At 72.8% G+C, this 24,778-nt stretch carries 29 protein-coding genes; 17 read left to right on the plus strand and 12 right to left on the minus strand.

Annotated features, from left to right (window positions below; all coding sequences use genetic code 11):
* Window positions 1-100 precede the first annotated feature (100 nt).
* From GTY56_RS34175 to GTY56_RS34195, 5 genes are read left to right on the plus strand one after another with little or no spacing between them, the layout of a single operon-like run.
* Window positions 101-961 carry an HAD family hydrolase gene (locus GTY56_RS34175; RefSeq protein WP_161369167.1) on the plus strand — a complete coding sequence of 287 codons (861 nt, stop codon included), beginning with the start codon at window positions 101-103 and terminating at the stop codon, window positions 959-961.
* On the plus strand, window positions 918-1,997 hold the full coding sequence (locus tag GTY56_RS34180) for an aminoglycoside phosphotransferase family protein (RefSeq protein ID WP_161369168.1): 1,080 nt from the start codon (window positions 918-920) through the stop codon (window positions 1,995-1,997). Before GTY56_RS34175 ends, GTY56_RS34180 begins: the two co-directional genes overlap by 44 nt.
* 10 nt (window positions 1,998-2,007) lie before the next feature.
* A complete protein-coding gene (locus GTY56_RS34185; RefSeq protein WP_161369169.1) occupies window positions 2,008-2,646 on the plus strand; it encodes a TetR family transcriptional regulator in 639 nt (212 codons plus the stop codon).
* Window positions 2,647-2,686: 40 nt separating this feature from the next.
* Complete coding sequence (locus tag GTY56_RS34190; RefSeq protein WP_161369170.1) at window positions 2,687-4,705, plus strand: HelD family protein; 2,019 nt, start codon at window positions 2,687-2,689, stop codon at window positions 4,703-4,705.
* A gap of 31 nt (window positions 4,706-4,736) precedes the next feature.
* On the plus strand, window positions 4,737-5,360 hold the full coding sequence (locus GTY56_RS34195) for an RraA family protein (RefSeq protein ID WP_161369171.1): 624 nt from the start codon (window positions 4,737-4,739) through the stop codon (window positions 5,358-5,360).
* A gap of 15 nt (window positions 5,361-5,375) precedes the next feature.
* On the opposite strand, the gene GTY56_RS34200 is transcribed toward GTY56_RS34195, so the two are convergent.
* Genes GTY56_RS34200 through GTY56_RS34210 form a run of 3 tightly spaced genes read right to left on the minus strand, consistent with a single transcriptional unit; the run spans window position 5,376 to window position 7,723 of the window.
* Complete coding sequence (locus tag GTY56_RS34200) at window positions 5,376-6,554, minus strand: GDSL-type esterase/lipase family protein (RefSeq protein ID WP_161369172.1); 1,179 nt, start codon at window positions 6,552-6,554, stop codon at window positions 5,376-5,378.
* Window positions 6,555-6,559: 5 nt separating this feature from the next.
* Window positions 6,560-7,147: a TetR/AcrR family transcriptional regulator gene (locus GTY56_RS34205; protein WP_161369173.1), complete on the minus strand. Its 588-nt coding sequence runs from the start codon at window positions 7,145-7,147 to the stop codon at window positions 6,560-6,562.
* A 48-nt stretch (window positions 7,148-7,195) separates the two neighbouring features.
* Complete coding sequence (locus tag GTY56_RS34210; RefSeq protein WP_161369206.1) at window positions 7,196-7,723, minus strand: DUF2269 domain-containing protein; 528 nt, start codon at window positions 7,721-7,723, stop codon at window positions 7,196-7,198.
* Between the two features lie 142 nt (window positions 7,724-7,865).
* On the opposite strand from GTY56_RS34210, the gene GTY56_RS34215 reads away from it, so the two are divergent.
* Window positions 7,866-8,519, plus strand: coding sequence for a class I SAM-dependent methyltransferase (locus GTY56_RS34215; protein WP_161369174.1), 654 nt, complete (start codon window positions 7,866-7,868; stop codon window positions 8,517-8,519).
* Between the two features lie 12 nt (window positions 8,520-8,531).
* On the opposite strand, the gene GTY56_RS34220 is transcribed toward GTY56_RS34215, so the two are convergent.
* Both GTY56_RS34220 and GTY56_RS34225 read right to left on the minus strand, forming a co-directional pair.
* Window positions 8,532-9,176: a hypothetical protein gene (locus tag GTY56_RS34220; protein ID WP_202511114.1), complete on the minus strand. Its 645-nt coding sequence runs from the start codon at window positions 9,174-9,176 to the stop codon at window positions 8,532-8,534.
* 65 nt (window positions 9,177-9,241) lie between these two features.
* Window positions 9,242-10,255: a LysR substrate-binding domain-containing protein gene (locus GTY56_RS34225; RefSeq protein WP_161369176.1), complete on the minus strand. Its 1,014-nt coding sequence runs from the start codon at window positions 10,253-10,255 to the stop codon at window positions 9,242-9,244.
* Between the two features lie 217 nt (window positions 10,256-10,472).
* Between GTY56_RS34225 and GTY56_RS34230 the strand changes: the two genes are divergently transcribed.
* From GTY56_RS34230 to GTY56_RS34250, 5 genes are all read left to right on the plus strand, one after another.
* On the plus strand, window positions 10,473-11,036 hold the full coding sequence (locus GTY56_RS34230; protein ID WP_161369207.1) for a DUF6817 domain-containing protein: 564 nt from the start codon (window positions 10,473-10,475) through the stop codon (window positions 11,034-11,036).
* A 7-nt stretch (window positions 11,037-11,043) separates the two neighbouring features.
* Complete coding sequence (locus GTY56_RS34235) at window positions 11,044-11,412, plus strand: VOC family protein (RefSeq protein ID WP_161369177.1); 369 nt, start codon at window positions 11,044-11,046, stop codon at window positions 11,410-11,412.
* Between the two features lie 81 nt (window positions 11,413-11,493).
* Window positions 11,494-12,090: a helix-turn-helix domain-containing protein gene (locus GTY56_RS34240; RefSeq protein WP_161369178.1), complete on the plus strand. Its 597-nt coding sequence runs from the start codon at window positions 11,494-11,496 to the stop codon at window positions 12,088-12,090.
* Between the two features lie 89 nt (window positions 12,091-12,179).
* Window positions 12,180-12,851, plus strand: a complete 672-nt coding sequence (locus GTY56_RS34245) for a hypothetical protein (RefSeq protein ID WP_161369179.1) — start codon at window positions 12,180-12,182, stop codon at window positions 12,849-12,851.
* A 119-nt stretch (window positions 12,852-12,970) separates the two neighbouring features.
* The gene (locus tag GTY56_RS34250; protein WP_161369208.1) at window positions 12,971-13,303 is read left to right on the plus strand and encodes a DUF2516 family protein; all 333 of its coding nucleotides are present in this window, start codon (window positions 12,971-12,973) and stop codon (window positions 13,301-13,303) included.
* A gap of 30 nt (window positions 13,304-13,333) precedes the next feature.
* Here GTY56_RS34250 and GTY56_RS34255 read toward each other — a convergent pair whose 3' ends face one another.
* From GTY56_RS34255 to GTY56_RS34265, 3 genes are all read right to left on the minus strand, one after another.
* Window positions 13,334-14,680 carry a PP2C family protein-serine/threonine phosphatase gene (locus GTY56_RS34255; RefSeq protein ID WP_161369180.1) on the minus strand — a complete coding sequence of 449 codons (1,347 nt, stop codon included), beginning with the start codon at window positions 14,678-14,680 and terminating at the stop codon, window positions 13,334-13,336.
* 385 nt (window positions 14,681-15,065) lie between these two features.
* On the minus strand, window positions 15,066-16,154 hold the full coding sequence (locus tag GTY56_RS34260; RefSeq protein ID WP_161369181.1) for a C40 family peptidase: 1,089 nt from the start codon (window positions 16,152-16,154) through the stop codon (window positions 15,066-15,068).
* A 197-nt stretch (window positions 16,155-16,351) separates the two neighbouring features.
* The gene (locus GTY56_RS34265) at window positions 16,352-17,170 is read right to left on the minus strand and encodes a class I SAM-dependent methyltransferase (RefSeq protein ID WP_202511105.1); all 819 of its coding nucleotides are present in this window, start codon (window positions 17,168-17,170) and stop codon (window positions 16,352-16,354) included.
* Window positions 17,171-17,391: 221 nt separating this feature from the next.
* Here GTY56_RS34265 and mshA point away from each other — a divergent pair, with 221 nt between their 5' ends.
* Together mshA and GTY56_RS34275 are read left to right on the plus strand one after the other, a co-directional pair.
* Window positions 17,392-18,729 carry a D-inositol-3-phosphate glycosyltransferase gene (mshA, locus tag GTY56_RS34270; protein ID WP_346345648.1) on the plus strand — a complete coding sequence of 446 codons (1,338 nt, stop codon included), beginning with the start codon at window positions 17,392-17,394 and terminating at the stop codon, window positions 18,727-18,729.
* On the plus strand, window positions 18,722-19,231 hold the full coding sequence (locus tag GTY56_RS34275; RefSeq protein ID WP_161369183.1) for a type III secretion system chaperone family protein: 510 nt from the start codon (window positions 18,722-18,724) through the stop codon (window positions 19,229-19,231). The genes mshA and GTY56_RS34275 overlap by 8 nt, the downstream gene beginning before the upstream one ends.
* Here the strand turns inward: GTY56_RS34275 and GTY56_RS34280 are convergent.
* Entirely contained in the window at window positions 19,228-20,031 is an 804-nt protein-coding gene (locus tag GTY56_RS34280; protein WP_161369184.1) for a helix-turn-helix transcriptional regulator, read from the minus strand. The two genes, GTY56_RS34275 and GTY56_RS34280, sit on opposite strands and share 4 nt — an antisense overlap.
* Window positions 20,032-20,080: 49 nt before the next feature.
* On the opposite strand from GTY56_RS34280, the gene GTY56_RS34285 reads away from it, so the two are divergent.
* Window positions 20,081-20,527, plus strand: a complete 447-nt coding sequence (locus GTY56_RS34285; RefSeq protein WP_161369185.1) for a PTH2-like family protein — start codon at window positions 20,081-20,083, stop codon at window positions 20,525-20,527.
* Window positions 20,528-20,649: 122 nt separating this feature from the next.
* Window positions 20,650-21,348 carry a YqeB family protein gene (locus tag GTY56_RS34290; protein WP_202511106.1) on the plus strand — a complete coding sequence of 233 codons (699 nt, stop codon included), beginning with the start codon at window positions 20,650-20,652 and terminating at the stop codon, window positions 21,346-21,348.
* Window positions 21,349-21,388: 40 nt separating this feature from the next.
* Here GTY56_RS34290 and GTY56_RS34295 read toward each other — a convergent pair whose 3' ends face one another.
* A complete protein-coding gene (locus GTY56_RS34295) occupies window positions 21,389-21,808 on the minus strand; it encodes a nuclear transport factor 2 family protein (RefSeq protein ID WP_161369187.1) in 420 nt (139 codons plus the stop codon).
* A 243-nt stretch (window positions 21,809-22,051) separates the two neighbouring features.
* Here GTY56_RS34295 and GTY56_RS41685 point away from each other — a divergent pair, with 243 nt between their 5' ends.
* Complete coding sequence (locus GTY56_RS41685) at window positions 22,052-22,162, plus strand: DUF3237 family protein (protein ID WP_524540176.1); 111 nt, start codon at window positions 22,052-22,054, stop codon at window positions 22,160-22,162.
* Between the two features lie 63 nt (window positions 22,163-22,225).
* A complete protein-coding gene (locus GTY56_RS34305) occupies window positions 22,226-22,561 on the plus strand; it encodes a DUF6233 domain-containing protein (RefSeq protein ID WP_161369188.1) in 336 nt (111 codons plus the stop codon).
* A 275-nt stretch (window positions 22,562-22,836) separates the two neighbouring features.
* Here GTY56_RS34305 and GTY56_RS34310 read toward each other — a convergent pair whose 3' ends face one another.
* Window positions 22,837-23,400, minus strand: coding sequence for a GNAT family N-acetyltransferase (locus GTY56_RS34310; RefSeq protein WP_161369189.1), 564 nt, complete (start codon window positions 23,398-23,400; stop codon window positions 22,837-22,839).
* Window positions 23,397-24,701 carry an MDR family MFS transporter gene (locus tag GTY56_RS34315; protein WP_161369190.1) on the minus strand — a complete coding sequence of 435 codons (1,305 nt, stop codon included), beginning with the start codon at window positions 24,699-24,701 and terminating at the stop codon, window positions 23,397-23,399. The genes GTY56_RS34310 and GTY56_RS34315 overlap by 4 nt, the downstream gene beginning before the upstream one ends.
* Between the last annotated feature and the right edge of the window lie 77 nt (window positions 24,702-24,778).

Raw genomic sequence — 24,778 nt, forward strand, 5'->3', positions numbered from 1 at the left:
GCATGCCTTGAGATGACCGTGTCCCGCCTCACCTCCCGGCCGTTCGCCCTGTTGCACAAGGAGTACTCGAGGGCGGGGCGCGACGAAAAGGAGAGCGTGGATGGGACGACTCGGGCAGGACCAGGCCACGAGGCCGGGGGCCGACGAGCGAGGAGGCCGATGCGGCAGGGGTGCCGACCCGGACGACGCCGCTGCCGCGACAGCCGCCGCGCGGGACCTTCTCGCACGAGCAGGCGGGGTCCTGTTCGACTTCGACGGTCCGATCTGCCGCCTGTTTCCCGGCGACTCCTCGCTGCCCGTGGCCGACGAACTCCGTGAGCTGGTGACTCGCTGCGGATGCGCGAACCTTCTGACGGGCCGGTTGCGCACGGACAAGGACCCGCACCTGGTGCTGCGCGCCGTGCGCCGGGCCGCGGGGCCGCGGCCCACGGCGGACCCGCATCTGCGGGGGCTGCTCGGCAAGCTCGAAGAACGGGTCGCCGCCGGGGAGGTGGCCGCCGCCCGTGTCGCGTGGCCCACACCCGACGCCGATGCACTCATCCGGTCTCTGGCCGGGCGGCGGCTGCGCCTGGCCGTGGTCACCAACAACTCGCCGCGCGCGGCGGATGCTTATCTGCGGGAGCACGGACTGCGCGGGCACTTCCACACCGTCCATGGCCGTACCCCCGACCCGGACCTGATGAAACCGCACCCCGACGTCGTTCACCGGGCCCTGACCAGCCTGCGGCTCCGGCCGCAGGACGCCGTGATGATCGGGGACACATCGGCGGATGTCGAGGCCGCCGGACGGGCGGGAGTTCCGTTCATCGGGTACGGCAGGAACGAGCTCAAGCGGGCCCGACTGCGTGAGGCCGGGGCGACGGTCGTGCTGGGGGCGTACGCTTCATTGCTCGACGTGGCCGGGGAGAGGGGGGCCCATGACGCCGCGGTCCATTTCGCCGGCGAGGCGGCGCGCCGATGAACTGTCGGACGATGCCTGGGCGGTCACCGGACCGCTGAAGGGCTACCACCACGAGACGTACGTGCTGGCGCTCTCGGGGGAAGGCCGGGTCGTCAAGATCCGGGAGCCGCGCGCCGCGATCCTCTGGTTCGACCGGCGGTGCTTCCTGTCGGAGGAGGAACTGCTGCGTGCCCTGCAGGGGCGCGTCACGGGGATTCCCGACATCCTCGACTTCGAGGGACTGCGGCTGCAGGGGTTCATCGAGGGACGCGTCCTGCCCACCTACCGCTGGACCGGCCGGCGCGTTCCGGACACGGTCTTCGGCCAGATCACCGACCTCTTCCGGGAGATGGCGCGCATCACCCCGTCCGAGCTCGCAGGCGTGGGACGGCGGTGCGCGCCCGGCGGCCAGGCCGAGGAGGGGGACAGCGACGGTTTCCTGGAACGCCTGATCCACTTCGCCGAGCAGCAGGTCTACGTCGCGAACCACCCATGGTTCGGGAACCTCTTCGACGAGCTCGGCGTACGCGAGGAGTCGTTCGCGCATCTCAGGAAAAGCGTCTTGGGGCTGCGACGGCGCCCCTTCTGCCTGCTGCACGGGGATCTGCACCGGGGGAATCTGGTCGTCGACGGCCAGGGCCGGCTCTGGACGATCGACTGGGAGCTGGCGATGATGGGCGACCCGCTCTACGACCTCGCCACGCATCTGTATCTGATGCGCTACCCGGCGGACCAGGAACGCCGCATGACCGAGGAGTGGTGCCGGGCCGTGGAAGGTGCCCTCCCCGGCGGTTCGTACGGAGCGGAGGAGGACCTGCCGCTGCTCCTGGGCTTCAAGAGGGCGCAGTCGGTCTTCACGGACGTCATCCGGGTGTCGCTGTCGCTGCGTGACGGACCCGGGTTCAACTGGGTGGCCCTGCCGCAGGCCGCCCGTAAGCTCCAGCGGATCCTGGCGGCCGGGGCCGGGCCGCTCGGCCTGGCGCGGACCCCGGGCCACTCGGAGATCATGGCGGCGCTCGTCCGCCGACAGCGCACCTGGGATCTGAGGTGTGCGTAGGCTCGCCTGCATGAGCGAGAGGGACCCCCGTGACCCCGGCCTGCGGGAGCGCAAGAAGCAGCGGATGTACGAGACCGTGTCGGACATCGCCGTGCGGCTCTTCCTGGAGAAGGGGTTCGACGCGGTGTCCGTCGCTGAGGTGGCGGCGGCGGCCGAGATCTCGAAGCCGACGCTGTTCCGGTACTTCCCGGCCAAGGAGGATCTGGTGCTCTACCGGATCGCCGATCACGAGGGGGAGGCCGCCCGGGTGGTCGCGCGGGCCGAGGGGACGGCCGTGGAGGCGCTGCGGCGGCATTTCCTGGAGGGGCTGGAGCGGGCGGACCCCGTGACCGGGCTCAGCGACCATCCCGACGTGCTCGCCTTCCACTCCCTGCTCTACGGGACGCCCTCCCTGGTGGCCCGGGCGTACACGCATCAGGAGCGGTCGGAGACCGCGCTCGCCGAGGTGCTCGGGGGGGATCTGGACGCGCGGCTCGCGGCCGGGCAGATCATGGCGGTGCTGCGGGTGCTGGCGCTGGAGAACTGGCGGCGGATCGCGGCGGGGGAGCGGGTGACGGACGTGCGGCCGGAGGCGGTGGCGGCGGCGGAGCGAGCGTTCGGCCGGCTCGCGGCCGGGCTGCCGCCGCACCTCTCCGGTGATACTCGGTAATTTATTTAACTCGGTCACTTTTTCGCGTACGCTCGGGGGAATGACCTCGACCGAACCTGCCCTTCAGCACGTCCTCGACCGGGAACGCGCCCACCACGAGCGCTGCCGGACCGCCCTCGCCGCGATGGTCGAGGGCGCCGGTGAACAGGTCGTCACCGGGGAGGACGTGTCGGCGTCCGGGGCGGATGCCGAGGTCCTCGGGTACCAGTTGCGCAGTCGGGCGAAGGCGCTGCGGGAGCTGCCCGAGGGGCCGTTGTTCTTCGGGGCCCTGCGGGGCGGCGAGGGGCAGTTGCACATCGGGCGGCTGCGGATCTCCGAGCACCCGGCCGAACCGCCCCTGGTCGTCGACTGGCGTGCGCCCGTCTCGCGCGCCTTCTACCAGGCGTCGGCCCGTGACCCGCAGGGCGTGGTGGTGCGCAGGCGCTTCGGATGGGCGCCCGGCAGCCGGGGCGACTCCGCGGATCTCACCGGCCTGGAGGACGAACACCTGGAGCGGGGGGAGACGCGCGACAGCGCGATCGTCGCCCGGGAGATCGAACGGCCCCGGGTCGGGCCCATGCGGGACATCGCCGCGACGATCCAGCCCGAGCAGGACGACCTCGTCCGGGGCGATCTGGCGCTGTCGGTGTGCGTGCAGGGCGCACCGGGCACCGGCAAGACCGCCGTCGGGCTGCACCGGGCCGCGTACCTGCTCTACAGCCACCCGCAGCGCATCCGGCGCGGCGGTCTGCTGATCCTCGGGCCCAACCGCACCTTCCTGTCGTACATCGCCGAGGTGCTGCCCGCCCTCGGCGAGACCGGGGTGCGGCAGTCGACCCTGGGGGAGGAGATCGCGCGCCGTCCGGTGCGGGGCGCGGACGACGAGCGGGCCGCCGTCGTGAAGCACGACGCCCGGATGGCCGAGGTGCTGCGGCGGGCGCTGTACGCGAGGGTGTGCGCCGAGGGGAACGGCAAGGAGATAGCCCTGCCGGACGGGGCCTACCGGTGGCGGGTGCCGGCCGGGCGGCTCGCGCGGATCGTGGCCGAGGTCCGGGAGGAGGAACCGCCGTACGAGGTCGGGCGGGAGCGGGTCCGGGCGCGGATCGTGCGGTGTCTGCGCGAGCAGGTGGAGCGGCGGGCCGGGCCGCCCCCCGCTTCCTGGGTGCGCAGGGTCGAGCGGGCGCGGCCGGTGTCGGCGTACGTCGACACCGTGTGGCCGCGGGTGCGGCCCGAGGAGGTCGTGGCCGGACTGCTCGGCGACGCGGGGGCGCTGGCGGTGGCCGCCGAGGGGCTCCTCGACGCCGGTGAGCAGCGGGCCCTGCTGTGGCGGCGGCCGCCCCGGTCGTGGAAGTCGGCGCGCTGGTCGGCCGCCGACCTGGTGCTGCTCGACGAGGTCGCCGGGCTGATCGCGCATCCGGCAGGGTACGCACACGTCGTCGTCGACGAGGCGCAGGACCTGTCCCCGATGGAGTGCCGGGCCATCGCCCGCCGGGCCCGCTTCGGTTCGCTGACGGTGCTGGGCGATCTGGCGCAGGGGACGACGCCGTGGGCCGCGCGGTCCTGGACCACGGTCCTTGCGCACCTGGGGAAACCGGACGCGGCCGTGGTCGCCCTGACCACCGGGTTCCGGGTGCCGCAGGCCGTCGTCGGCCTCGCCAACCGGCTGCTGGAGCGCCTCGACGTGGAGGTGCCGGGGGCCCGTTCGCTGCGCGGGGACGGGGAGGTGCGGATGCGGGAGACGACCGGGGACGGCGTGCCCGGGGCGGTCGTGGCGGCCGTCCGGGACGCGCTGGGGCGGGAGGGCTCGGTCGGGATCGTCGTGGCGGACGCGGACCTTCCCCGGGTGCGGGCGGCACTGGAGGCGGCCCGCATCGAAGCCGCGGGCCCGGACGAACTCGGCGCGCGGGTCGCCCTGGTGACGGCGAGTGTGGTCAAGGGCCTGGAGTACGACCATGTCGTGGCCGTCGAGCCGGCGGCGATCGCCGAGGCGGAGGAACGGGGACTGCACCGGCTGTACGTGGTGCTGACGCGGGCGGTGTCGCGGCTGGAGGTGGTGCGGGCGAGGGAACTGCCCTTCTAGGCAACCCTTTCGACGGCTAAGGTCCGCTGTCATGGCTGACGTCGAGGCGTTCACGGACATCCCCACGACCACACTGGCCGACCTGCTGGGCCGCGGGCAGGTCATGGACGTCGGGATCCGGCCGCTGTGGGAGCCGGTGCCCCGAGTGGCCGGGCCCGCCTTCACCGTACGGTGCCCTCCCGGCGACAACCTGATGCTGCACGCCGCCATCCACCGGGCCGGCCCCGGTTCGGTCGTCGTCGTGGAGTCGGGCGACCTGGACTACGCCCTGGCCGGCGGCAACGTCTGCGCCGTCGCCCGGCGCCGGGGCATCACCGCGTTCGTCGCCGACGGGCTGATCCGCGACCTCGCCGAGGTCCGGGAGATGCGCTTCCCGGTCTTCGCGCGCGGCGTCATCCCCATCCCGGGCACCAAGGCGGCCGCCCGGCCGCTGAACGAACGGGTGCGCTGCGGCGGGGTGGACGTGAACGCGGACGACGTGGTCGTCGCCGACGAGGAGGGCGTCGTGGTGGTCCCCGGGGCCCGGCGCGAGGAGATCCTGACCGCGGCCCGGACCAGACTGACCGGGGAGGCCGCGGAGTCCCTGGACACCTGGGAGTCGGCACACCGGGCCCGCGTCGACAGGATCCTGGCGGACCAGGGCTTCGAGGGCTGACCGGCCGGCCTGTCGCTACGCCGCGGCGAAGGGGCCTCCCCTCGTGAACGCCAGGTCGTGGAAGCGGTCGCCGATGTGGCGGTGGGTGGCCGCGTCCGGGTGGACGTGGTCGGGCAGGGGCAGGGCGGCGGCGTCCTGCGGGCCGTAGAGGTCGAGGCCGTCGAGGTAGTGGAGGTTCGGGTCGTCGGCGGCGCGCTGTTCGGCGATGCGGGCCAGTTCCTCGCGGACGACGGTCAGGGTGAGCTTGCCCAGGGGCGTCTCCGCCGGGTCGCCCATGGGGGCGAAGGCCAGGCGGCCCTTGCCGATCTCGTCGATGTCGGGGGCGGTGGGGCCCGGCGTGTCCTCGTGGATGGCGCAGTGGATGGGGGAGACGAGCAGCAGGGGGGTGTCCGGATGCCCGTCGCGGATCGTGTCGAGGAAGCCGTGCACGGCGGGGCCGAACGCGCGCAGCCGCATCGCGTCCGCGTTGACGATGTTGATGCCCATCTTGACGCTGATCAGGTCGGCCGGGGTGTCCCGCATGGCGCGCGCGGTGAACGGGTCGAGCATCGCGCTGCCGCCGAAGCCGAGGTTGACCAGCTCCACACCGCCGCGCAGCGCGGCGATCGCCGGCCAGATGGCCGTGGGGCTCGCGGCGTCCGAGCCGTGGCTGATCGAGCTGCCGTGGTGCAGCCACACCCGGCGGCCCCGGTCCGCCGCGGGCGCGACGGGCGCGTCCGTGCGCAGGGCGACCAGCTCGGTGGTCTCGTTGTGCGGCAGCCAGATCTCGACCTCCTTGTCCCGCGCGGGCAGACCCGTGAAGCGGACGGTGCCGACCGGGCCGGACGTGACCTCGCCCGCCCAGGTGGCCAGGTCGACGGTGAGGACGTTGCCGCCGGTCCCCGAGGCCTGGCCGGCCGGGACGCCGTCGACGAGCAGGTCGTACAGCCCGTCCGGGCGCGGCGGGAAGCCGGTGTAGTCGCGCTTGGTGCGCAGCGTGTCCAGTTCGACGGCGGTCGCGGCGGTACGGAACACCAGGCGTACGCCGGAGGGCTGGGCCTCGGCCATCGCCAGCTGCGCGTTGGTGTTCTGCGCCCGGGCCCGGGCCGGGAGCCGGTGGGGCAGCAGGCCGTGCTCGGTGCGCTCCACGTCGAGGGCGCCGCGCAGCAGGTCCGCCGTGAGGGGGGTGGTGATCCAGTCGTGCTCGGTGTGCATCGGTGTCAGCCTCGGGGGTCGATGGGGGCCGCGGGCCAGTTCCGCAGCAGCGTGTCGAGGGCGTCGAGGATCCGGGCCCAGGTCTCCTCGGTGTCCGGGGCGCTGTGGCTGAAACCGCCGCCGAGCTCCAGGCTGACGTAGCCGTGGAAGACGCTGCCGAGCAGCCGGACCGCGTGGGTCTGGTCCGGTTCCGTCAGGTCGTAGCCGCGCAGCAGTGCCCGGGTCATCTGCGCGTGCCGGACACCGGCGCTCGCGGCCGCCGTCTGCGGGTCGAGCCGTAGCTGGGCCGCGGCGTAGCGGCCCGGGTGTTCCCGGGCGTAGTCGCGGTACACGTTGGCGAGGGCGGCCAGGGCGTCCTTGCCGGCCCGTCCGGCCAGGGCCTCGGCGGCCCGGTCGGCGAGTTCCGCGAGGGCGAGCAGGGCGATCCTCGTCTTCAGGTCGTGGGAGTTGCGCACGTGCGAATAGAGGCTCGCGACCTTGACGTCGAACCGCCGGGCGAGTGCCGAGACGGTGACCTGCTCGAAGCCGACCTCGTCGGCGAGCTCGGCGCCGGCCTCGGTCAGCCGCTCGGGCGTCAGTCCTACGCGTGCCATGAAGCTTCTCCCTTCTACCTGAAGGGAGTGTGCCCCTGCCTAAAGCATTTAGGCAAATGTCTTTGCCTCTCGTCGACCGCGGCGGGTCTTCCCCCAGGGCTTCAGGACGGAGATCACCGTCATGAAGACGTACGCGGACAGCGACACGACCGGCCCGGACACCACGTCACCGGCGTCCGGCAGCGGCCCGCCCGCGGCGACGGCGGTGGCCGCGGAGTCCACCCCGGGACGCAGCGCGAACACCGTGGCGGTCGTCGTGGCGAGGGTCAGCCAGAACTTCGTGAAGACCCAGCGGTACCGGGCCAGACCCCACACCGTGCCCAGTGACAGCAGTAGGCCGCTGAGGAGCGTGAGGAACGCGACGGGCAGCAGGAGCCAGTCGGCGAAGAGCTTCATGGCCCGGACCGAGGCCTCCACGGTCCCGGCGGAGCCGTCGGTGGCGGCGGTGACCCCGAGGGCCAGCAGCCCGAGCGTGAGGCCGAGCCAGCCGGCGGAGGCGATGACGTGCACGACGAGGGCGGCCCGGCGGGCCGGGCGGCCCAGTCTCGGCGGCTGGCCCGGGTACTGCTTCTTCAGCTTGCTCGGCTTCTGCTCGGTATGCGTGTCCACGCCGAACACGGTGCCGAACGGGGGCCGCCGGGTCGTCTCACGGCGGGAGTAGACCGGCGTACTGGCGTCGGAGTACGGAGGTGTCACTCCCGTCGCCTAGGTTCGCGGCATGACCGAGCCCTCCCACCTCACCGCGGTCCGCGAGTCCTACGACACCGTCGCCGCCGACTACGCCCGGCGCGTCAAGGAACCGGCCGAACTGGACCCCGTGTCCCGCGCGATGCTGGCCGCGTTCGCCGACCTCGTCCGGCCCCCGCATCCCGGGCCGGTCGCCGACCTGGGCTGCGGCCCCGGCAAGGTGACGGCACATCTGGCCGCCCTCGGGGTGCCGGCGTTCGGCGTGGACGTGTCCCCGAGGATGATCGAGCTGGCCCGGGCGGCGTACCCGGAACTCCACTTCACCGTCGGCTCGATGACCGCGCTGGACATCGCCGACGGCGAGCTCGGCGGCATCCTCGCGTACTACGCCACCCACCACACCCCGCCGCAGTGGCTGCCGACGGTGTTCTCCGAGTTCCACCGCACCCTCGCGCCCGGCGGCCGGCTGATGCTGGCCGGCCACGTCGGAGGCGGCGAGCACCTCCACCCGACCCACGCCTACGGCGACCACCCGGTGTCCTACGCGTCCTACCTGCTCCCCGCGGACCGCATCGCCGAACTCCTCCGGAGGGCGGGTCTGGTGGTCACGACGCGGGTGGTGCAGGAACCGGAGGGAGGGTCGAAGAGGCAGGTGGGCACGTTCCTGGCGTACAAGCCGGAATGACACCGGCGGGGCTCACACCGGCCGCTCGTGCACCCACACCCGGAGCGGTCCCACGGCCTCGAAACCGTGGCGGAGGGCGGCCGTCAGGTCGTCTCCCTGCTCGTAGCCCACGACGGGCAGCGCGGGGAAGAGCCGGCCGACCGCGTGCAGGACGAGGGGCCAGGCCACGTGGGGCGGTCCGAAGACGTTGGACACACCGACCACGTCACCGCTCCGGCCGGCCACCGCTCCGACGGCCACCCGCCCGTCGGCGGACCGCCCGGCGAGCACGAACGTCTCCGCGGCACCGAGCAGCCCCGGCCGGAACAGGTCGGTGTTCCCGCCCCCGTCGTCCCAGGCCCGGGCCCATTCCCGCAGGGCGTCCGGATCCCGCACGGCGTCCCACGCGAGATCCGGCGCCGCGACGGGAACACCCGCCGGACGATGGATCCACTCCGCCTCGAACAGCACCCGGAACCCCGCCCCGGTCAGATCGAGGTCGGCGAAACTGTCCTTCACCGACGCCCCGGGCGAGACCGTGTCGATCCGCGCCACGAGCGCCTCCGGGTCGGCGCCCGGCTCCAGCGTCACGGCGTCGGGGTAGTACACCGGCGTACGCCGGGCGGCGGCCCACGCCTCGTCCCCGAACGCGCTCGCCACCCCGTGCGCCCGGGCCATCACCGCACACCACTCGGCGTTGTCTCGGGCGGCGGCCCGGACGAGGTGTCGCTGCGGAGGAGTCGTCACGAGGACGGATCATGGCGTGTCCGGCCGCGGTCGTCGATCGATTTCGCGGTCGTGGGCGGGCCGGAGTGCGGTGAGGCCGTGGGCCGCGAGGCCGGGGGCGGCGTCGTCCCGCTGTTCGTCTCCCGCTGCCGGCAACTGCCGGCCACGGTCTCGGCGAAGGACCGGGCGAGTGGAGAGAGGGCGTCCCAGCGGCGGACGGCCCAGCCGACGGCGAGCGGCGGCAGGCCGGGCACGGGGACGAGACGCAGAGGGCCGTCGCCGGGGACCGGCCGGCCGGGCAGAGCGGGCACGACGGCATGGCCGAGGCCGAGTTCGGCCAGCAGCAGAGCGGTGTCCCAGTCGGCCACACCGGTGTCGGAGCGGGTCCGGACGCCCGCCTCGGCGAAGGCGGCGTCGAGCCGGGCGCCCGAGGTGGAGTTGTGGGGGAGACGGATGAGGCGCACGTCGGCGAGATCGGCCGCGTCGACGCGGGAACGGCCGGCGAGCGGATCGCCGGCGCGGACGGCCAGCACCCAGGGCAGCTCCACGACGGGGCGTTGCTCGATGCCCCGGACCGGGCCGTCCATGGTGACCCAGGCGAGGTCGAGGTGCCCGTCGGCCAGGGCCTCGAAGCACCGGCGGCTGGACGTCTCCGTCTGGAACTCCAGGCTCACCTTCGGGTAGCGCTGCCGGAACGCGACGACGGCCTCGGCCATGAAGTGCCGTACGGTCGTTCCGCCCGTGGTGACGCGCACGGCGCCGCTGTCGCCGTTGACCAGGTCGCCGACGCGGCGCAGGGCCGTGTCCAGGCCGGCGATGCTGTCGGCGGCGGCATCCCGCAGCACCCGCCCCGCAGGGGTCGGCACGACGCCCCGCGGCCGGCGTTCCAGGAGGCTGACGCCCGCTTCCCGCTCCAGCCGCTTCACGTGCTGGCTCACCGCGGACTGCGTGCAGCCCAGTTCCCGCGCGACGGCACTGAGGCTGCCCGCCCTGCACACGCTCACGAAGACGCGCAGATCGTCCAGAGTCACAACATCCAAGCTACAGCTTGGCTTCGCGCAGCAATTCATAGGATTGACTAGGGTGTTGAGTATCGAGCATGCTCGCTACCGGGCCCAGGCGGCAACCCGTCCGGCGCTTTCGCGGGGTCCGGACCCACAGACGAAGGCACGGACGGGTGCCGACCGAGTGCCGACCGAGTGCCGGAGGGACATGCCCGTGCCCGCATCCGACGTGCCCGTTTCTCCTGTGTCCCCATCTGGCGAGCCCGTCTCTCCTGTCGCCGCCGACCGGGCCGTCGCGCTGCTGAGGGGCCTCGGTGCCGCGGCCCTCGCCCATCCGGGCGGCACCCTCCTGGCCCACCTCACCCGGGTCCAGGAACAACTCGCCGCGTGGGGCGCCCGCCCGGCCCTCCAACGGGCAGGCCTGTGCCACGCGTTCTACGGCACCGACGGCTTTCCCGAGGCTCTGCTGCCGACGGACCGCCGGGCGGAGCTGACTGCGGCGATCGGTGCGGAGGCCGAGGCGCTCGTGTACCTGTACGCGTCCTGCGATCGCCGGGCCACCTATCCGCGGCTCGCGGATGCCGACGGGCCCTTCCACGACCGGTTCACCGGCCTGAGTCACGTCCCGGGCCCGCAGGCGCGGCGTGACTTCGCCGAGTTGTCCGCCGCCAACGAAGTCGACCTCGCCCGCACCGACCCCGCCTTCCGCGACGCGTGGGGCCCCGGACTCCTGAGCCTCTTCACCCGCATCCACCCCCTGCTGAGCGAACCCGCCCGGACGTCCTGCCAGGAGGCCTTCGGTCGATGAGGAGCCCATGTCCCTACCGATGACGTTGAGCGCGATCACCCTGGACTGCGCGGATCCGCTCGCCCTCGCGGCGTTCTACCAGCAGGCCACCGGGCTGGAACCGCATCCGGAGTCGAACGCCGACTTCGCCGCGCTGACCAGTGAGGGCGGACTCTGCCTCGGCTTCCAGCGGGTCCCCGGCCACCGGGCACCGAGCTGGCCCGACCAGGACGTACCCCAGCAACTGCACTGCTGCTTCGACGTTCCGGACCTCGACGAGGCGGAGGGACGTCTCGTGGAACTGGGCGCGGGCAGGCCGGAGCGCCAGCCGAACCCCGGCCGGTGGCGGGTACTCACCGACCCGGCGGGGCATCCGTTCTGCATCGCCCGGGGCTGACCGGTCCGGCCTCCGGGTGGCGTGGCGCACTTTTGCAAGCGGGTGCTTGCAATAGTTAGCGAGGTGCTGCACTGTGGAGGCATGGCATCGCTCAACGTCGGCAATCTCGGTGACTATCTGCGCGAACAGCGGCGCACCGCGCAGCTGTCGCTGCGGCAGCTCGCCGATGCCGCCGGGGTGTCCAATCCGTATCTGAGCCAGATCGAGCGCGGGCTGCGCAAGCCGAGCGCGGAGGTGTTGCAGCAGGTCGCCAAGGCCCTGCGGATCTCCGCCGAGACGCTGTACGTCCGGGCCGGCATCCTCGACGCCGAGCGGGACCGGGACGAGGTGGAGACGCGCGCCGTCATCCTCGCCGACCCGGCGCTGAACGAGCGCCAGAAGCAGGTGCTGCTGCAGATCTACGAGTCCTTCCGCAAGGAGAACGGGTTCGGGAGCGGCGACGGCTCGGATGTCCCGGGTGCTGCGGAGGGCTCGGGCGGTGCCGGCGTCGTCGGTGTCGTCCCCGGGGGCGGCGCGGTGAGCATGGACGGGGACGCTCCCGGCGCCGGAGCCGAGATACCGACGCCCGGCCCGGCCAAGGGCGCTCAGCCCGCCCGGCGGCGCAGCCGCAAGAGCGCCGGCCGGAGCATCGAGAAGAACGACGGCAACGACATCGACCCGCAGCAGACGGCCGGCTGAGCCGGACCAGGGCACCGGCCGCTCTGCCGCGGATCACACCACCCTCAGCCGAACCCTCAAGCGATACAGAATCCGGGAGGACCATCACCATGGCCATCACCGACGACCTGCGCAAGACCTTCAGCGACCCGACCCCGCTCTACTTCGCCGCAGGCACCGCCGACCTGGCCCTTCAGCAGGCCAAGAAGGTGCCGGCCCTGGTCGAGCAGCTGCGCTCCGAGGCCCCCGCGCGGATCGACGCCGTACGCAACACCGACACCAAGGCCGTCCAGGAGAAGGCGTCCGCCCGGGCCAAGGAGGCCTCCGCCCGCGTCAAGGAGACGCAGGAGACGCTCCAGACCAAGGTCACGGAGTTCATCGGCTCCATCGACGTCGACATCAAGAAGCTCGGCAGCACGATCGACGCGGACCTGAAGAAGTTCGGCGAGAGCGCCCAGGACTTCGCGCTGCGCGGCGTCGGCGTGGCCGCCGAGTACGCCGTCAAGGCCCGTGAGACCTACGAGAAGGTCGCCGAGCACGGCGAGCAGGCCGTGCGCACCTGGCGCGGCGAGGCCGCCGACAGCATCGAGGACGTCGCCGAGGGCGTCGAGGAGCTGGCCGTGGCCGTCGAGCCGAAGCCGAAGCCGCAGCCGGTCGAGGTCACGGAGGAGCCGGCGAAGCCGGTGGTCGCCGCCGCCCCGGCGAAGAAGGCCCCCGCCGCCAAGAAGGCCCCGGCGCGCAAGACCACCACCGCCAAGAAGACCACCCCGCCCGTCAAGTAGGACGGCGGAGCAGGTCGACGGAGCGGTCACACGGGCCGGGCACCCTGGGGGTGCCCGGCCCGTTGTACGGGTACGGTGACGCGTAGGACGAGCCGAGTCAGGTGGTGGACGTTGTGCTGATGCAGGGCTTCGCAGGGTTTATGTGGCTTCTGAGCATGGCCCTGATCGTTTTCAGCGGCTTCGCGTTGTTCGACGCGGCTGTGCGCCGGGAGGACGCCTACCGCGCGGCCGACAAGAAGACCAAGCCCTTCTGGCTGATCATCCTGGGCATCGCCTTCGTGGTGAACCTGCTCTTCCCGATCCTGTCGTTCCTGCCGATCATCGGCCTCATCGCGACGATCGTGTACATGGTCGACGTACGGCCCGCGATCCGGGCGCTCCCGGGCGGTGGCCGCAGCCGGCGGGGCTCCAGCAGTGACGGTCCCTACGGTCCCTGGAACGGCGGCCGGTAAGGGCTCCCTCCGGAAGCAGCAGCGCCGGGGCTACGGCACGCGGTCCAGCAGCAGGACCGCCACGTCGTCGGTCAGCTCGCCACCGTTGAGGTCGCGCACCTCGTTCACCGCCGCCCGCAGCAGCTGCTCGCCCCGCAGGCCCTCGGCGAACTGGCGGCGGATCATCTCCGTCATGCCGTCCTGGCCGAGCCGCTCCCGGCCCCGGCCGATGTGGCCCTCGATCAGGCCGTCGGTGTAGAGCATCAGGCTCCACTCGGCGCCCAGCTCCACCTGCATCCGCGGCCAGCGGGCGCCGGGCAGCAGCCCGAGGGCCGGGCCGTTGTTGTCGTACGGCAGCAGGCGGGCCGGCTTGCCCGGGCGGGCCAGCAGTGGCGACGGATGGCCCGCCAGGCACAGGCCGGCGCGGCGGCCGTCCGGCGCGATGTCCACCGTGCACAGGGTCGCGAAGATCTCGTCGTCGGCCCGCTCGTGCTCCAGCACCTGCTGGAGCGTGCCTAGCAGCTGGTCGCCGCACAGGCCCGCCAGGGTCAGCGCGCGCCAGGCGATCCGCAGCTCCACGCCGAGGGCGGCCTCGTCCGGGCCGTGGCCGCAGACGTCGCCGATCATGGCGTGCACGGTGCCGTCCGGCGTGCGCACGACGTCGTAGAAGTCGCCGCCGAGCAGCGCACGCGAGCGGCCGGGGCGGTAGCGGGCGGCGAACCGCAGCGTGGAGCCCTCCAGCAGCGGCGTCGGCAGCAGGCCGCGCTCCAGGCGGCGGTTCTCCTGCGCGCGCAGCCGGCCCTCGGCGAGGCGGCGCTCGGCCGACTCGGAGCGCTTGCGCTCCACCGCGTAGCGGATCGCGCGGCTCAGCAGCCTGCCGTCCAGCTCGTCGCGGAAGAGGTAGTCCTGGGCGCCGACGCGCACCGCCTCGGCGCCGCGCTCGGCGTCGCCCGACGCGGTCAGCGCCAGGACGGCGTGCCGGGGCGCGAGCTCGAGCACGTGCCGGAGCACGGCGAGCTCGTCCTCGGAGTCGCTGTGGCCGGGCGCGGGCAGCGCCAGGTCCAGCAGGATGCAGTGGACGTCATCGGTCAGCAGCCGCCCGGCCTCCGTCAGGTTGCGGGCCGTGCGGACGCGGATCGGCTTGCCCGCCTGGTCGAGCATGTCGGGCACGATCGGTGACCCCGCCGGATCGTCCTCGATCAGCAGCAGCGTCAGGTTGGTGTGGGCGGTGTTGTTCTCCACCTTGTCCGTGGTGTTCACGGCGGTGTCCGGCGTGCGGCCCGTGGGCGAGACGTCCTTCGCGGACTCCTCGGCCGAGCCGCCGTGCGGGGACGCGGCCTGCGCCTGACCACTCTCCACGGCCGGGATCGCTCTCTGCCGCGGTATGGGTACGGGCATCGTCTTGGGTTCCTTCCCTCCCCCCGAGGGCACGGTGGGGCGAGGGACCTCGACCCACCGACGGGGACCATAGCGGGTGTCGGCGCCGCATTGGAATGGTGTGAGCCACGCCGCTGCGCCATCGGCCAGTGTCATATGCCGCGATATGTACCGCAGTTGGACAGCTCGGAGATGCTGCGGGGATGACGAACGTCACGTCAGCGCACGGTTTGCCCGCGGTGGGGCGTGCGGTGGGTCACGTGGGCCAGCTCACCGCGGGTGTCCGATATCCGGTGCGCCGTCGTCAGGTCGCCGTCCTCGGGCTGCTGTCGTCGGGTCGCCGTCGTCAGGTCGCCGTCTTGAGGCCGTGGTGTCGGGGCCGTCGCCTTCAGGTCGTGATCGGCGATCAGTTGGCGCCGGTGTCCGGGTCCGGCCGGACCACCCCGAGGATGGGCATGGATCCGGCCCCCGCGATCGTCACGGTGCGTCCGGGCCGCGGCGCGTGCACCATCGCCCCGTCGCCGATGTACATCGCGACATGGCTGGCGTCGCCGAAGTAGATGATGAGGTCGCCGGGCCGCATGTCCTGGACGGCGATGTGCTTCAGCCGCTTCCACTGCTCCTGCGAGGTGCGGGGGATGCCGCGCCCGGCGGATATCCAGGCCTGTGACGTCAGCCCCGAGCAGTCGTAGGTCTCCGGGCCCTCGGCGCCCCACTGGTACGGCTTGCCGATCTGGGCCGTGGCGTACTGCACGGCCTTCTTGCCCTGCTCGGAGGCCTTCCCGTCGATCTCGTCGAGGATGCCGGAGTCGAGCCAGGCGGTCTGCGCCCTGTTCGCGGCCTCCTTCTCCAGCTCGGCAAGGCGCTCCTGCTCCTCCTTCTGCAGTGCGGATTCGAGCTTCTCCGCCTGCGCGATCTGCTTCTCGATCTTCTTCTGTGCGGCGGCCTTGGCCTTGCGACCCGCCTCCAGCTTCTTCCACTGTGCGGAGGCGTCCTTCGCGTACTGCTCCAAGTCCTCCTGGGTGCGGGTCAGTTCGCCGAGCAGGCCCTTCGTCGCGTGGTGGCCCTCGCGGACGCGGCCGGCGCCGTCGAGGAAGTCCTGCGGGTCGTCGCTCAGGACCAGGTGGGCCTCGGGCGGGAGGCCGCCCCCGCGGTACTGGGCGGCGGCCGCGGCGCCCGCGCGGTTCTTCAGCTTCCGGAGCTTCTCCTGGCCCTTGACGATCTTCTTGGCCAGCTCGACGACCTCGGCGGACTGCTTGTCCGCCTTCTCCTCGGCGGCGTTGTACTCGTCGGTGGCGCGGCCCGCGGCGCGGTAGAGCTTGTCGAGCTTCTTGCGGACGGCTTCGAGGTCCTGGCCGGTTGCGAGGGCCGCCCCCGCGCTCGGGGCGGGGGAGGGGGTGGGGTTCGCGAACGCCGTGCCCGGTGCGGCCAGCACCGTGACCGCGCAGACCACGGCCACCGCCGTCGCGATCAGGCCACGCTTGCCCGTTCCCATACCTCAGCCCCCAAACTGATTAACCGTCAGTAACATGCGGTTCGTCCGGGGATGCTGTCATGTCCGTCCGGAAAGCGACAGGGGTAGTACTTCCCGCCGCCCTCTCACCGTTATGCCCCCGGCTTGCGATCTCCCCGGTCTGTGTGACGAACGACTCAAAGAGATCGTTCCATCGGGCCCCGGCCGGGCCGGAGGAGTCAGCTGCCCGGCGCCAAGGCCTCCCACCGCACGGTCACTTCGCCCTGTCGCCACCGCGCCGGGCCGTCCGTCACCGGCCAGTCGGTCGTCAGGTCGCGCACCGCGCGGATCCAGCGCTGTCGGGCGCCGTAGGAGGCGTAGGGCGCGGCGGCCGCCCAGGCGCGGTCGAAGTCGCGCAGGAAGGCGTGCACCGGCTCGCCCGGGACATTGCGGTGGATGAGTGCTTTCGGCAGCCGTTCCGCCAGGTCCGAAGGGCGCTCCAGGGAGCCCAGCCGGGTCGCGAAGGTGACCGTGCGCGGTCCTTCCGGCCCGAGCGCGACCCAGACGTGCCGGCGCCCGATCTCGTCGCAGGTCCCCTCGACCAGCAGCCCGCCGCGCGACCCGGTCGCCGGGTCGGCCGGGGCGAGCCGCCCGCACAGCCGCTGCCACACGGCCCTGACCTCGCCCTCCTCGTACTGCCGCAGCACGTTCGCCGCGCGGACGAGGAGGGGCCGCTGCGGGATCGGGATCTCGAAGCCGCCGTGCCGGAAGGCGAGCCCCGGCCGTTCGTAGGGCAGCGCCGCCGCGACCCGTGCCGGTTCGATCTCGACGCCCACCACGCGCGCGCGTGGTGCGACCGTCCGCAGGCGCTGGAGCAGCTCGACTGCCGTCCAGGGGGCGGCGCCGTATCCGAGGTCGACCGCCACCGGATCGGTGGCGCGGCGCAGCTCGGCGCCGTGCGTGGCCGCGATCCAGCGGTCCATGCGGCGCAGCCGGTTGGGGTTGGTCGTCCCGCGCGTCACCGTGCCCAGGGGTCGGGTCGCTGCGCGGGGTGTCATACGTACGAGGTTAAGCGGCCTCCGGCCCGGTCACGGGCGAGGTGCCACCGCCGACAGGTGGGGGCCCGGCGGCAGACCCCTCGAACGGTTGAGCGACAAGCGGTAATGATTCGGTAAAACTGCCGAATCGGGAAATGGAGCGTCGGCTTCCGGTGTTGCAGTCCGTCGGAGGGCAGCGTGCGCCCTGCGGAAGGCATGCCCCGAGCGAGGAGGAACGCCACGTGAGCCAGTACATCGGCAGGCTCGGCCGGCGCTCCGCGTCGTCGTCCCCACGCCTCCGGCTGCACCGCAAACCCCGCCGCGTCGCCATGCTCTCCGTGCACACCTCCCCGCTCCACCAGCCGGGCACCGGCGACGCCGGCGGCATGAACGTCTACATCGTGGAGCTCGCCCAGCGGCTCGCCGCGCACGGCGTCGAGGTCGAGATCTTCACGCGGGCGACCGCTGCCGCCCTCCCCCCGACCGTCGAGCTGGCCCCCGGGGTCCTCGTCCGGCACGTCGACGCCGGCCCCTACGAGGGCCTCAACAAGGAGGACCTCCCCGCCCAGCTGTGCGCCTTCACCCACGGCGTCATGCAGGCCTGGGCCCACCACCGCCCCGGCCACTACGACCTGGTCCACTCCCACTACTGGCTCTCCGGCCACGTCGGCTGGCTCGCCGCCCAGCGCTGGGGCGTCCCCCTCGTGCACGCCATGCACACCATGGCCAAGGTCAAGAACGCCAACCTGGCCGACGGCGACGCGCCCGAGCCCGCCGCCCGCGTCATCGGCGAGACCCAGATCGTCGCCGCCGCCGACCGGCTCATCGCCAACACCACCGAAGAGGCGGACGAACTCGTCCGGCACTACGCGGCCGACACCGACAAGGTCGCCGTGGTCCACCCCGGCGTGAACCTCAGCCGCTTCTCGCCCGCCGACGGCCGCGCCGCCGCCCGGGCCCGCCTCGGCCTGCCCCAGGACGCGCTGATCCCCCTCTTCGCGGGCCGTATCCAGCCCCTGAAGGCCCCGGACGTCCTGCTGCGCGCCGTCGCCGTCCTCCTCGACCGGCGTCCCGAACTGCGCTCGCGCATCCTCGTCCCCGTCGTCGGCGGCCCCTCCGGCAGCGGCCTCGCCAAGCCCGAGGGGCTGCAGAAGCTCGCCGCCCGCCTGGGCATCGCCGACGTCGTACGGTTCCGCCCGCCGGTCGGCCAGGAGCAGCTGGCGGACTGGTTCCGCGCCGCCTCCGTGCTGGTCATGCCCTCCTACAGCGAGTCCTTCGGCCTGGTCGCCATAGAGGCGCAGGCGGCCGGCACCCCGGTGCTCGCGGCATCGGTGGGCGGCCTGCCGGTCGCCGTGCGCGACGGGCACACCGGCTTCCTCGTCCAGGGCCACGACCCGGCCGAGTACGCGCGCGTGCTGGGCCACTTCGCCGACGACCCCCAGCTCGTGCCCCGGCTCGGCGGGCAGGCCGCCCGGCACGCCCAGTCCTTCGGCTGGGACACGGCGGCCGCCGCCACGGCCGACGTCTACACGGCCGCGATGCAGGCCCACCGCCGTCGCGTACGCTCGCTGCATGGGTGAAACCGATCAGGAACAGCGCGCGGCCGAGGTCATCGAGGGAGCGCTGAAGGACGCCGACCTGGAGTGGGAGAGCCCCCAACCCGGCACCTACGTCGCCCAGCTCCCCGGCACGCGCAAGCTCAAGACGACCGTCTCCCTGATCGTCGGCCGCCACTCCCTGTCGCTGAACGCCTTCGTCATCCGGCACCCCGACGAGAACGAACAGGGCGTCCACCGCTGGCTCCTGGAACGCAACCTCAAGCTCTACGGCGTGAGTTACGCCGTCGACCAGCACGGCGACGTCTACGTCACCGGCCGGCTCTCCCTGCCCGCCGTCACCGCCGACGAGCTCGACCGGCTGCTCGGCCAGGTCCTGGAGGCGTCCGACGGCGCCTTCAACACCCTGCTGGAGCTGGGCTTCGCCTCGGCGATCCGCAAGGAGTACGCGTGGCGGGTGTCGCGGGGGGAGTCCACGCGCAACCTGGACGCCTTCGCGCACCTCACCCAGCGCCCCGAGTGCTAACCCGCCCGGCCCGCCCGGTAACGCCCCGGCGGCACCCCCACCAGTCTGCGGAAGTGCCGGGTGAGGTGCGACTGGTCGTAGAAGCCGGCCGCCACCGCCGCATCGCCCGGTGAGCGCCCCTCCAGGAGCAGCCGCCGGGCGCGCCCCACGCGCAGGGACGTCAGGTACTGGTGCGGGGCGATGCCGTAGGCGGTGCTGAACGCCCGGACCAGATGGGCCGGATGGGCGCCGAGCAGCCCGGCGGCCTCCCGCAGGACGACGCCCTCGACGATCCGCTCGTCCAGCAACTCCCGCAGCCGCCGCGCCAGGTGGGGATCGGCCGGCCGTGGGGAAGCGGGGTCGCCCCGCAGGTGCCCGCGCAACCGCTCCCCGACGAACAACAGCCTGCTCTCGGCCTCCAGTTCCTCGCCGGGCCGTCCCAGCGTGCCGTGCAACTGCCCCACGCGCCGCCGCAGCAGCGGATCGCGCAGATCGGGCCGGTCGACGGCGGCCCCGATGAACTCGTCGCCGAGATGCGTCGCGTCGAGGTACAGCACCCGCTTGCGGAAGCCCTCCGGGGTGACGGGGGAGCCGTTGTGCGGCACGTGCGGCGGCAGCAGCGACACGGTGTCGTGCGGGGTGCCGTGCTCGTGCCGGTCGAGGTCGTACCGCACGGCGCCGGTGTCGACGATCAGCAGCGTCCAGGCGTCGTGGACGTGCATCGGATACGCGTACTCGGTGAACCGCGCGTGGAACACCTCGACGACACCCGGGACGGCAGGCCGCCAGGCGGAGACGATCCGGGCGGGCTGTGAGGCCATGCAAAGAACGTACAAGACCCCGACGGGGACCGCCCGGCACGCTCGGATCATGAACACGAGCACCGAACCCCCGCGCCCGGAGCCGATCCGCTTCGACACGAAGATCGCCGTGCTGCTGCGTGCGGACCTGGAGCCCTGGCAGCGCCTCAACGTGACGTCGTTCCTGGTCAGCGGATTGGGAACGCAGTTTCCCGAGGTGATCGGCGAACCGTACGAGGACGCGGACGGCGTGCCCTACCTCCCCATGTTCCGCCAGCCGGTCATGGTCTTCGAGGCCACCAAGGAAACCCTGGCCACCGCCCACGCCCGGGCCCTGGCCCGCGCCCTGCCGCGCGCGGTCTTCACCTCCGACCTCTTCGCCACGGGCAACGACCGCGACAACCGAGCGGCCGTACGGGCGGTGCCGACGGCGGAACTCGACCTGGTCGGCCTCGCGGTCCACGGCCCCAAGAACGCGGTGGACAAGGTGGTCAAGGGAGCGCGGATGCATCCCTGATGGTCAAGGCAGCGCGGATGCACCCCTGAGACCAAAGTCGGCACCCCGTAGACCAACGGCTGATGACAGGGCGGACGGCTCCTCAGAAGACTGGGCGCATGGAGGAAGCCAGGAACGTTTCCATGGGCAAGAGCCCCCGGCCGCGGGCGGACGGGGCGACGGAACTCGCCGAAACGGCCTGGGCCGTCGTGCTCTTCTGCGTCGTCTGCGGTGCCGTGGCCGGCGCCCTGCTCCCGCCCCTCGCCCGCTGGCTGCTCACCCTGCCGTGGGCGCCGCTCGAAGGCCCGGCCGAACTGCTGACCTCGATCCCGGAACCCGGCCTCACCCTCGGCACGATCGCGGTGGGCGTCCTCGGCGGCCTGCTGCTCGGCTTCACGGCGGTGCACGAGTCGCTGTCCGTCCGCGTCGGCGACACCCACGTGACCCTGACCGTCCGGGACAGCGCCCAGGAGTTCGCGCGCGAAGAGATCTCCGTGTCCTTCCGGGACGGCAAGCAGCTCGTCCTGCTCGGCCCGGGCAGTACCGAACTGGCGCGGGAGCGCTGCGGCCTGGACTGGCGGCGCCTGGCGGCCGCCCTCACGGAACACGGATACGCGTGGGCCGAGGAGGACCCCTACCGCGCCGAGTTCCGCCGCTGGGTCCCCGGCACCCCCGGCCTGCCCCCGGGCGCGGACGCCCTGTTGCGGGCCCGCGCGCAGGCCCGCAAGCACGAGGACGACGCCAGGGACGCCCGGGAGTTGCGCGACGAGCTGCTGCGCCTGGGGGTGGTCGTACGGGACGAGGAGAAGCGCCAGTACTGGCGGCTGGTGCGACGGGACTGAGGGGCCGCGAACGCCCCGGCCCGGCAGGGGGGCGGTACGGTCACGGGGTGCAGGCCGCGGCGATCGACACGCTGTTCTCGTACAGGTGGTGCCGGGTGATCCGCCCTTCCTCGACGGTGAGCCGCAGGGCGAAGGGCCCCGAGAAGGACTTCCCGGTCGCCCGGACGGTCCCCGAGAGCTGCCCCATCAACACGGCGTCGGTCCCGTCCACGAGCAGGGTGTCCACGGAGGCGCGGGCATCCTCCGGGACGGTGTACCGGGCCAGCTCATCGGCCTGCGCCGCGCATTCGGCGGCGGTGGAACGCGGCCTGATCCAGGGCACGACCGGGTTCTCGGCGAGCATCCAGTCGACCTCGTCGGCGAAGAGGGCGGTGAGCCCTTCGGCGTCCCCGGCGAGCCGGAGCGCGAGGAACTTCTGGACGGTCGAGCGGGTGGCTTCCGCGATGTCGGCAGGTGCCATGGGGCCCAGCCTGCCGCGGGCGCCGGGTGGGCGTCGATTACCCCGGAGGTAACGCGCACCGCCCCTGGCGGATCCCTGCCGCTGCGGTGGAGTACGCCGCCGGCCCGTCGAGGTCGTGCCGACGACGGATCAGCGTGCAGGGGTGAGGAACCCTTCGGTCACCCGGCGGACCTTGTCCACGGCGTCTGCGCCACCGACCCGCAAGGCGGTGTTCGCGGCGACGCCACCACTCCCGGACGTCCCCTGTTCGAGACGGGGGCGCAGCGATACGCGTGGCTGAACGACGTCGTCTGCGTGGGATCGGGGTACCTGAGCGACGGCGGAATCGCCTACAAGGTCTCGCAGGTCCTGTGAACGACCGCCGCGAGGCGGGTCCGGGGTGGGCCGGCGGGTGATACCGCTCCTAGAATCGAACGCATGAACGATCCAGAGTCGCGGCTCGCGCTGCTCCGCTTCCTGGAGCGCGTGCAGGAACGCGACCTGGCCCGCACCCGCCGGTGGATCGCGGACGAGGAACGCCGCCAGGCCGAACACCGCCGCGGTCTCCTCGCCCGGCCGCCCACGCCGGACTGGCTGATCGAGCGCGGCCTGTCCGGACAGGAATCCGTGTACGTGCACGTCGGCGGCTGCTGGAACGCGGGCCGCCGCAGCAAGGGCGTCGACCGCGATCACGCCCTGCGGGCCCTGGCCGAAGGGATCAAGGCCTGCCCGCAGTGCAGGCCGGACACGGAGCTCGGCTTCGTGGACGGGTGAGACGGCCGCGCTCGCGCGGGGTGCGGCGCCGGATCCCCTGCCCCGTTGTCAGTGCCCGGGGCTATGGTCGCAAGCGCGCGGCCGGCTTCCGGGGGTTCCAGCTCTGCAGGGAATGGTTGCTATCCCCGATCTGTCCGGGGGCGGCCCGGAGAAGTCGTCCGGGACCCAACCGACGGTCGGGCTTCGTCGATGGCCAGGAGGAGACCTGCCAGCGCCGGCCGCGCACACCGCTGCGGACGCGAGGGGTGAAGCGGGAGGTGACGGCGTCGCCGCCGTCATGCCGAGGAGTGGTACCCCTCCCGCGTGAGTGCCATGACCCGGACCGGCTGCCCATGGGCGGGGACACGCGTGGTGCGGTCGTACGTCATCCCGAGCTTGGTCATGACGCGGAGCGAGGCGTGGTTGTCGACGTGGCAGATGCTGACGACGCGGTCCAGGCAGGGGCCCGCCTCCGCCTCACCGAAGGCGAACGCCAGGACCTCCCGTGCGGCTTCCGTGGCGTAGCCCCGGCCCCAGGACCGGCGCCGCAGCCGCCATCCGATCTCCACCGCCGGCATGACCTCGGGGAGGAAGGCCGGAACAGCCAGTCCCACCCAGCCCACCAGCTCTCCGGTAGCGGTCTCCTCGGCGGCGAACAGGCCATGACCGTGCTCGTCCCAGGCCGCGCGCACCCGGCCCAGCGCCGCGGCGGTCCGCTCACGGGTGCCGGTCGAGCCGTCACCGATGTACCGCATGACGTCCGGGTCCGCGTCCATCTCCGCGATCGCGTCCAGGTCCGCCTCGCTCCACTGGCGCAGCCGCAGGCGTTCGGTGTGGAGTTCGGGGTGGCTCGTGGTCACAGTGTCCCGCTCCTCAGTGTGTCCCCGTCGGGCCCGGCAGGCAGCGCCCGCAGCCCGTCCGCCGCCCCCGCTCCCGCCTCCGCCTTCTCCCCGTCCTCGGCGACCCGCCGCATCAGCACGGCGTACCCGGCCCCGGCCGCCGTCCCGAGCACCGCGCAGGACCCCCACAGCCACTCCGCCCCGAACCGGTCGATGACGAACCCGGACAGCAGCGGGGCGACGAGGGCGGCCACGGACCAGGACATCGTGTACATGCCCTGGTAGCGGCCGCGTCCGTGCACCGGGGACAGCCGTACGACGAGACCCGTCTGCGTGGGCGCGTTGACGATCTCCGCCAGGGTCCACACGCACACGGTGAGCGCGATGACCCCCACCGACCCCGCGAACGCGGTGAGGGCGAAGCCGTATCCAGCGAGGAGGGACGAGACGACCAGCAGCCGGCGGGGATCCCGGTGCTCGATGAAGCGGGTCACGGGGATCTGGAGGACGACGATCAGCACGCCGTTCACGGCGATCGCCATGCCGTACTCGGCCGGAGTGAAACCGGCCCCGCCCATCGCCACCGGCAGCCCGACCGACCCCTGCTGGAAGATCAGCGCGATCAGGAAGGACAGCCCGACGACGCTCATGAACCGCCCGTCGCGCAGGACGGTGCCCAGGATCACGGAGTCCTCCGGGGCGGCGGTCCGCACCGCCGGCTCGGCGGGCTTGGACTCCGGCAGCCGCAGGAAGACGAGGATCGCGCAGGCCATCGTCATCCCCGCCTCGATCAGGAACCCGGCGCGGTAGCTGACCTCGGCGATGAACCCGGCGGCCATGGAGGAGACGGCGAAGCCGAGGTTGATGGCCCAGTAGTTGAGGGAGAAGGCGCGGATCCGGTCCTCGGGCCGGACGATGTCCGCCATCATCGCCTGCACGGCGGGCCGCGAGGCGTTGCTCGCCATGCCCACAAGGAAGGCGACGCCGGCGATCGCGACCGGATCGTGCACGAAGCCCAGCAACGCCACGGCCACGGCGGTCGAGGCCTGCGCGATCAGCAGCGTAGGCCGCCGGCCCAGCCGGTCCGCCATCACCCCGCCGCCCAGCGAGGAGAGCACCCCGCCGAGCCCGTGCAGGGCGGCGACCAGACCGGCGTACGTGGCGGAGTAGCCGCGGTCGAGGGTCAGGTACAGCGCCATGAAGGTGGCGACGAAGGCACCGAGCCGGTTGACCAGCGTGCTGGTCCACAGCCACCAGAACTCGCGGGGCAGACCCGAGACCGTCTCCCGGACGGCACGTCGGGCACGCAGGACGTACGGCATGGATCCCCCCGGAGGCGACAGGTGTCGGCTGCGCTGTCTGCCACCTGTCGACCGCTCTTGTAAGCAGCGATGATGGC

It is taken from the genome of Streptomyces sp. SID5643 (genome assembly GCF_009872555.1).
Lineage (GTDB): Bacteria > Actinomycetota > Actinomycetes > Streptomycetales > Streptomycetaceae > Streptomyces > Streptomyces iakyrus.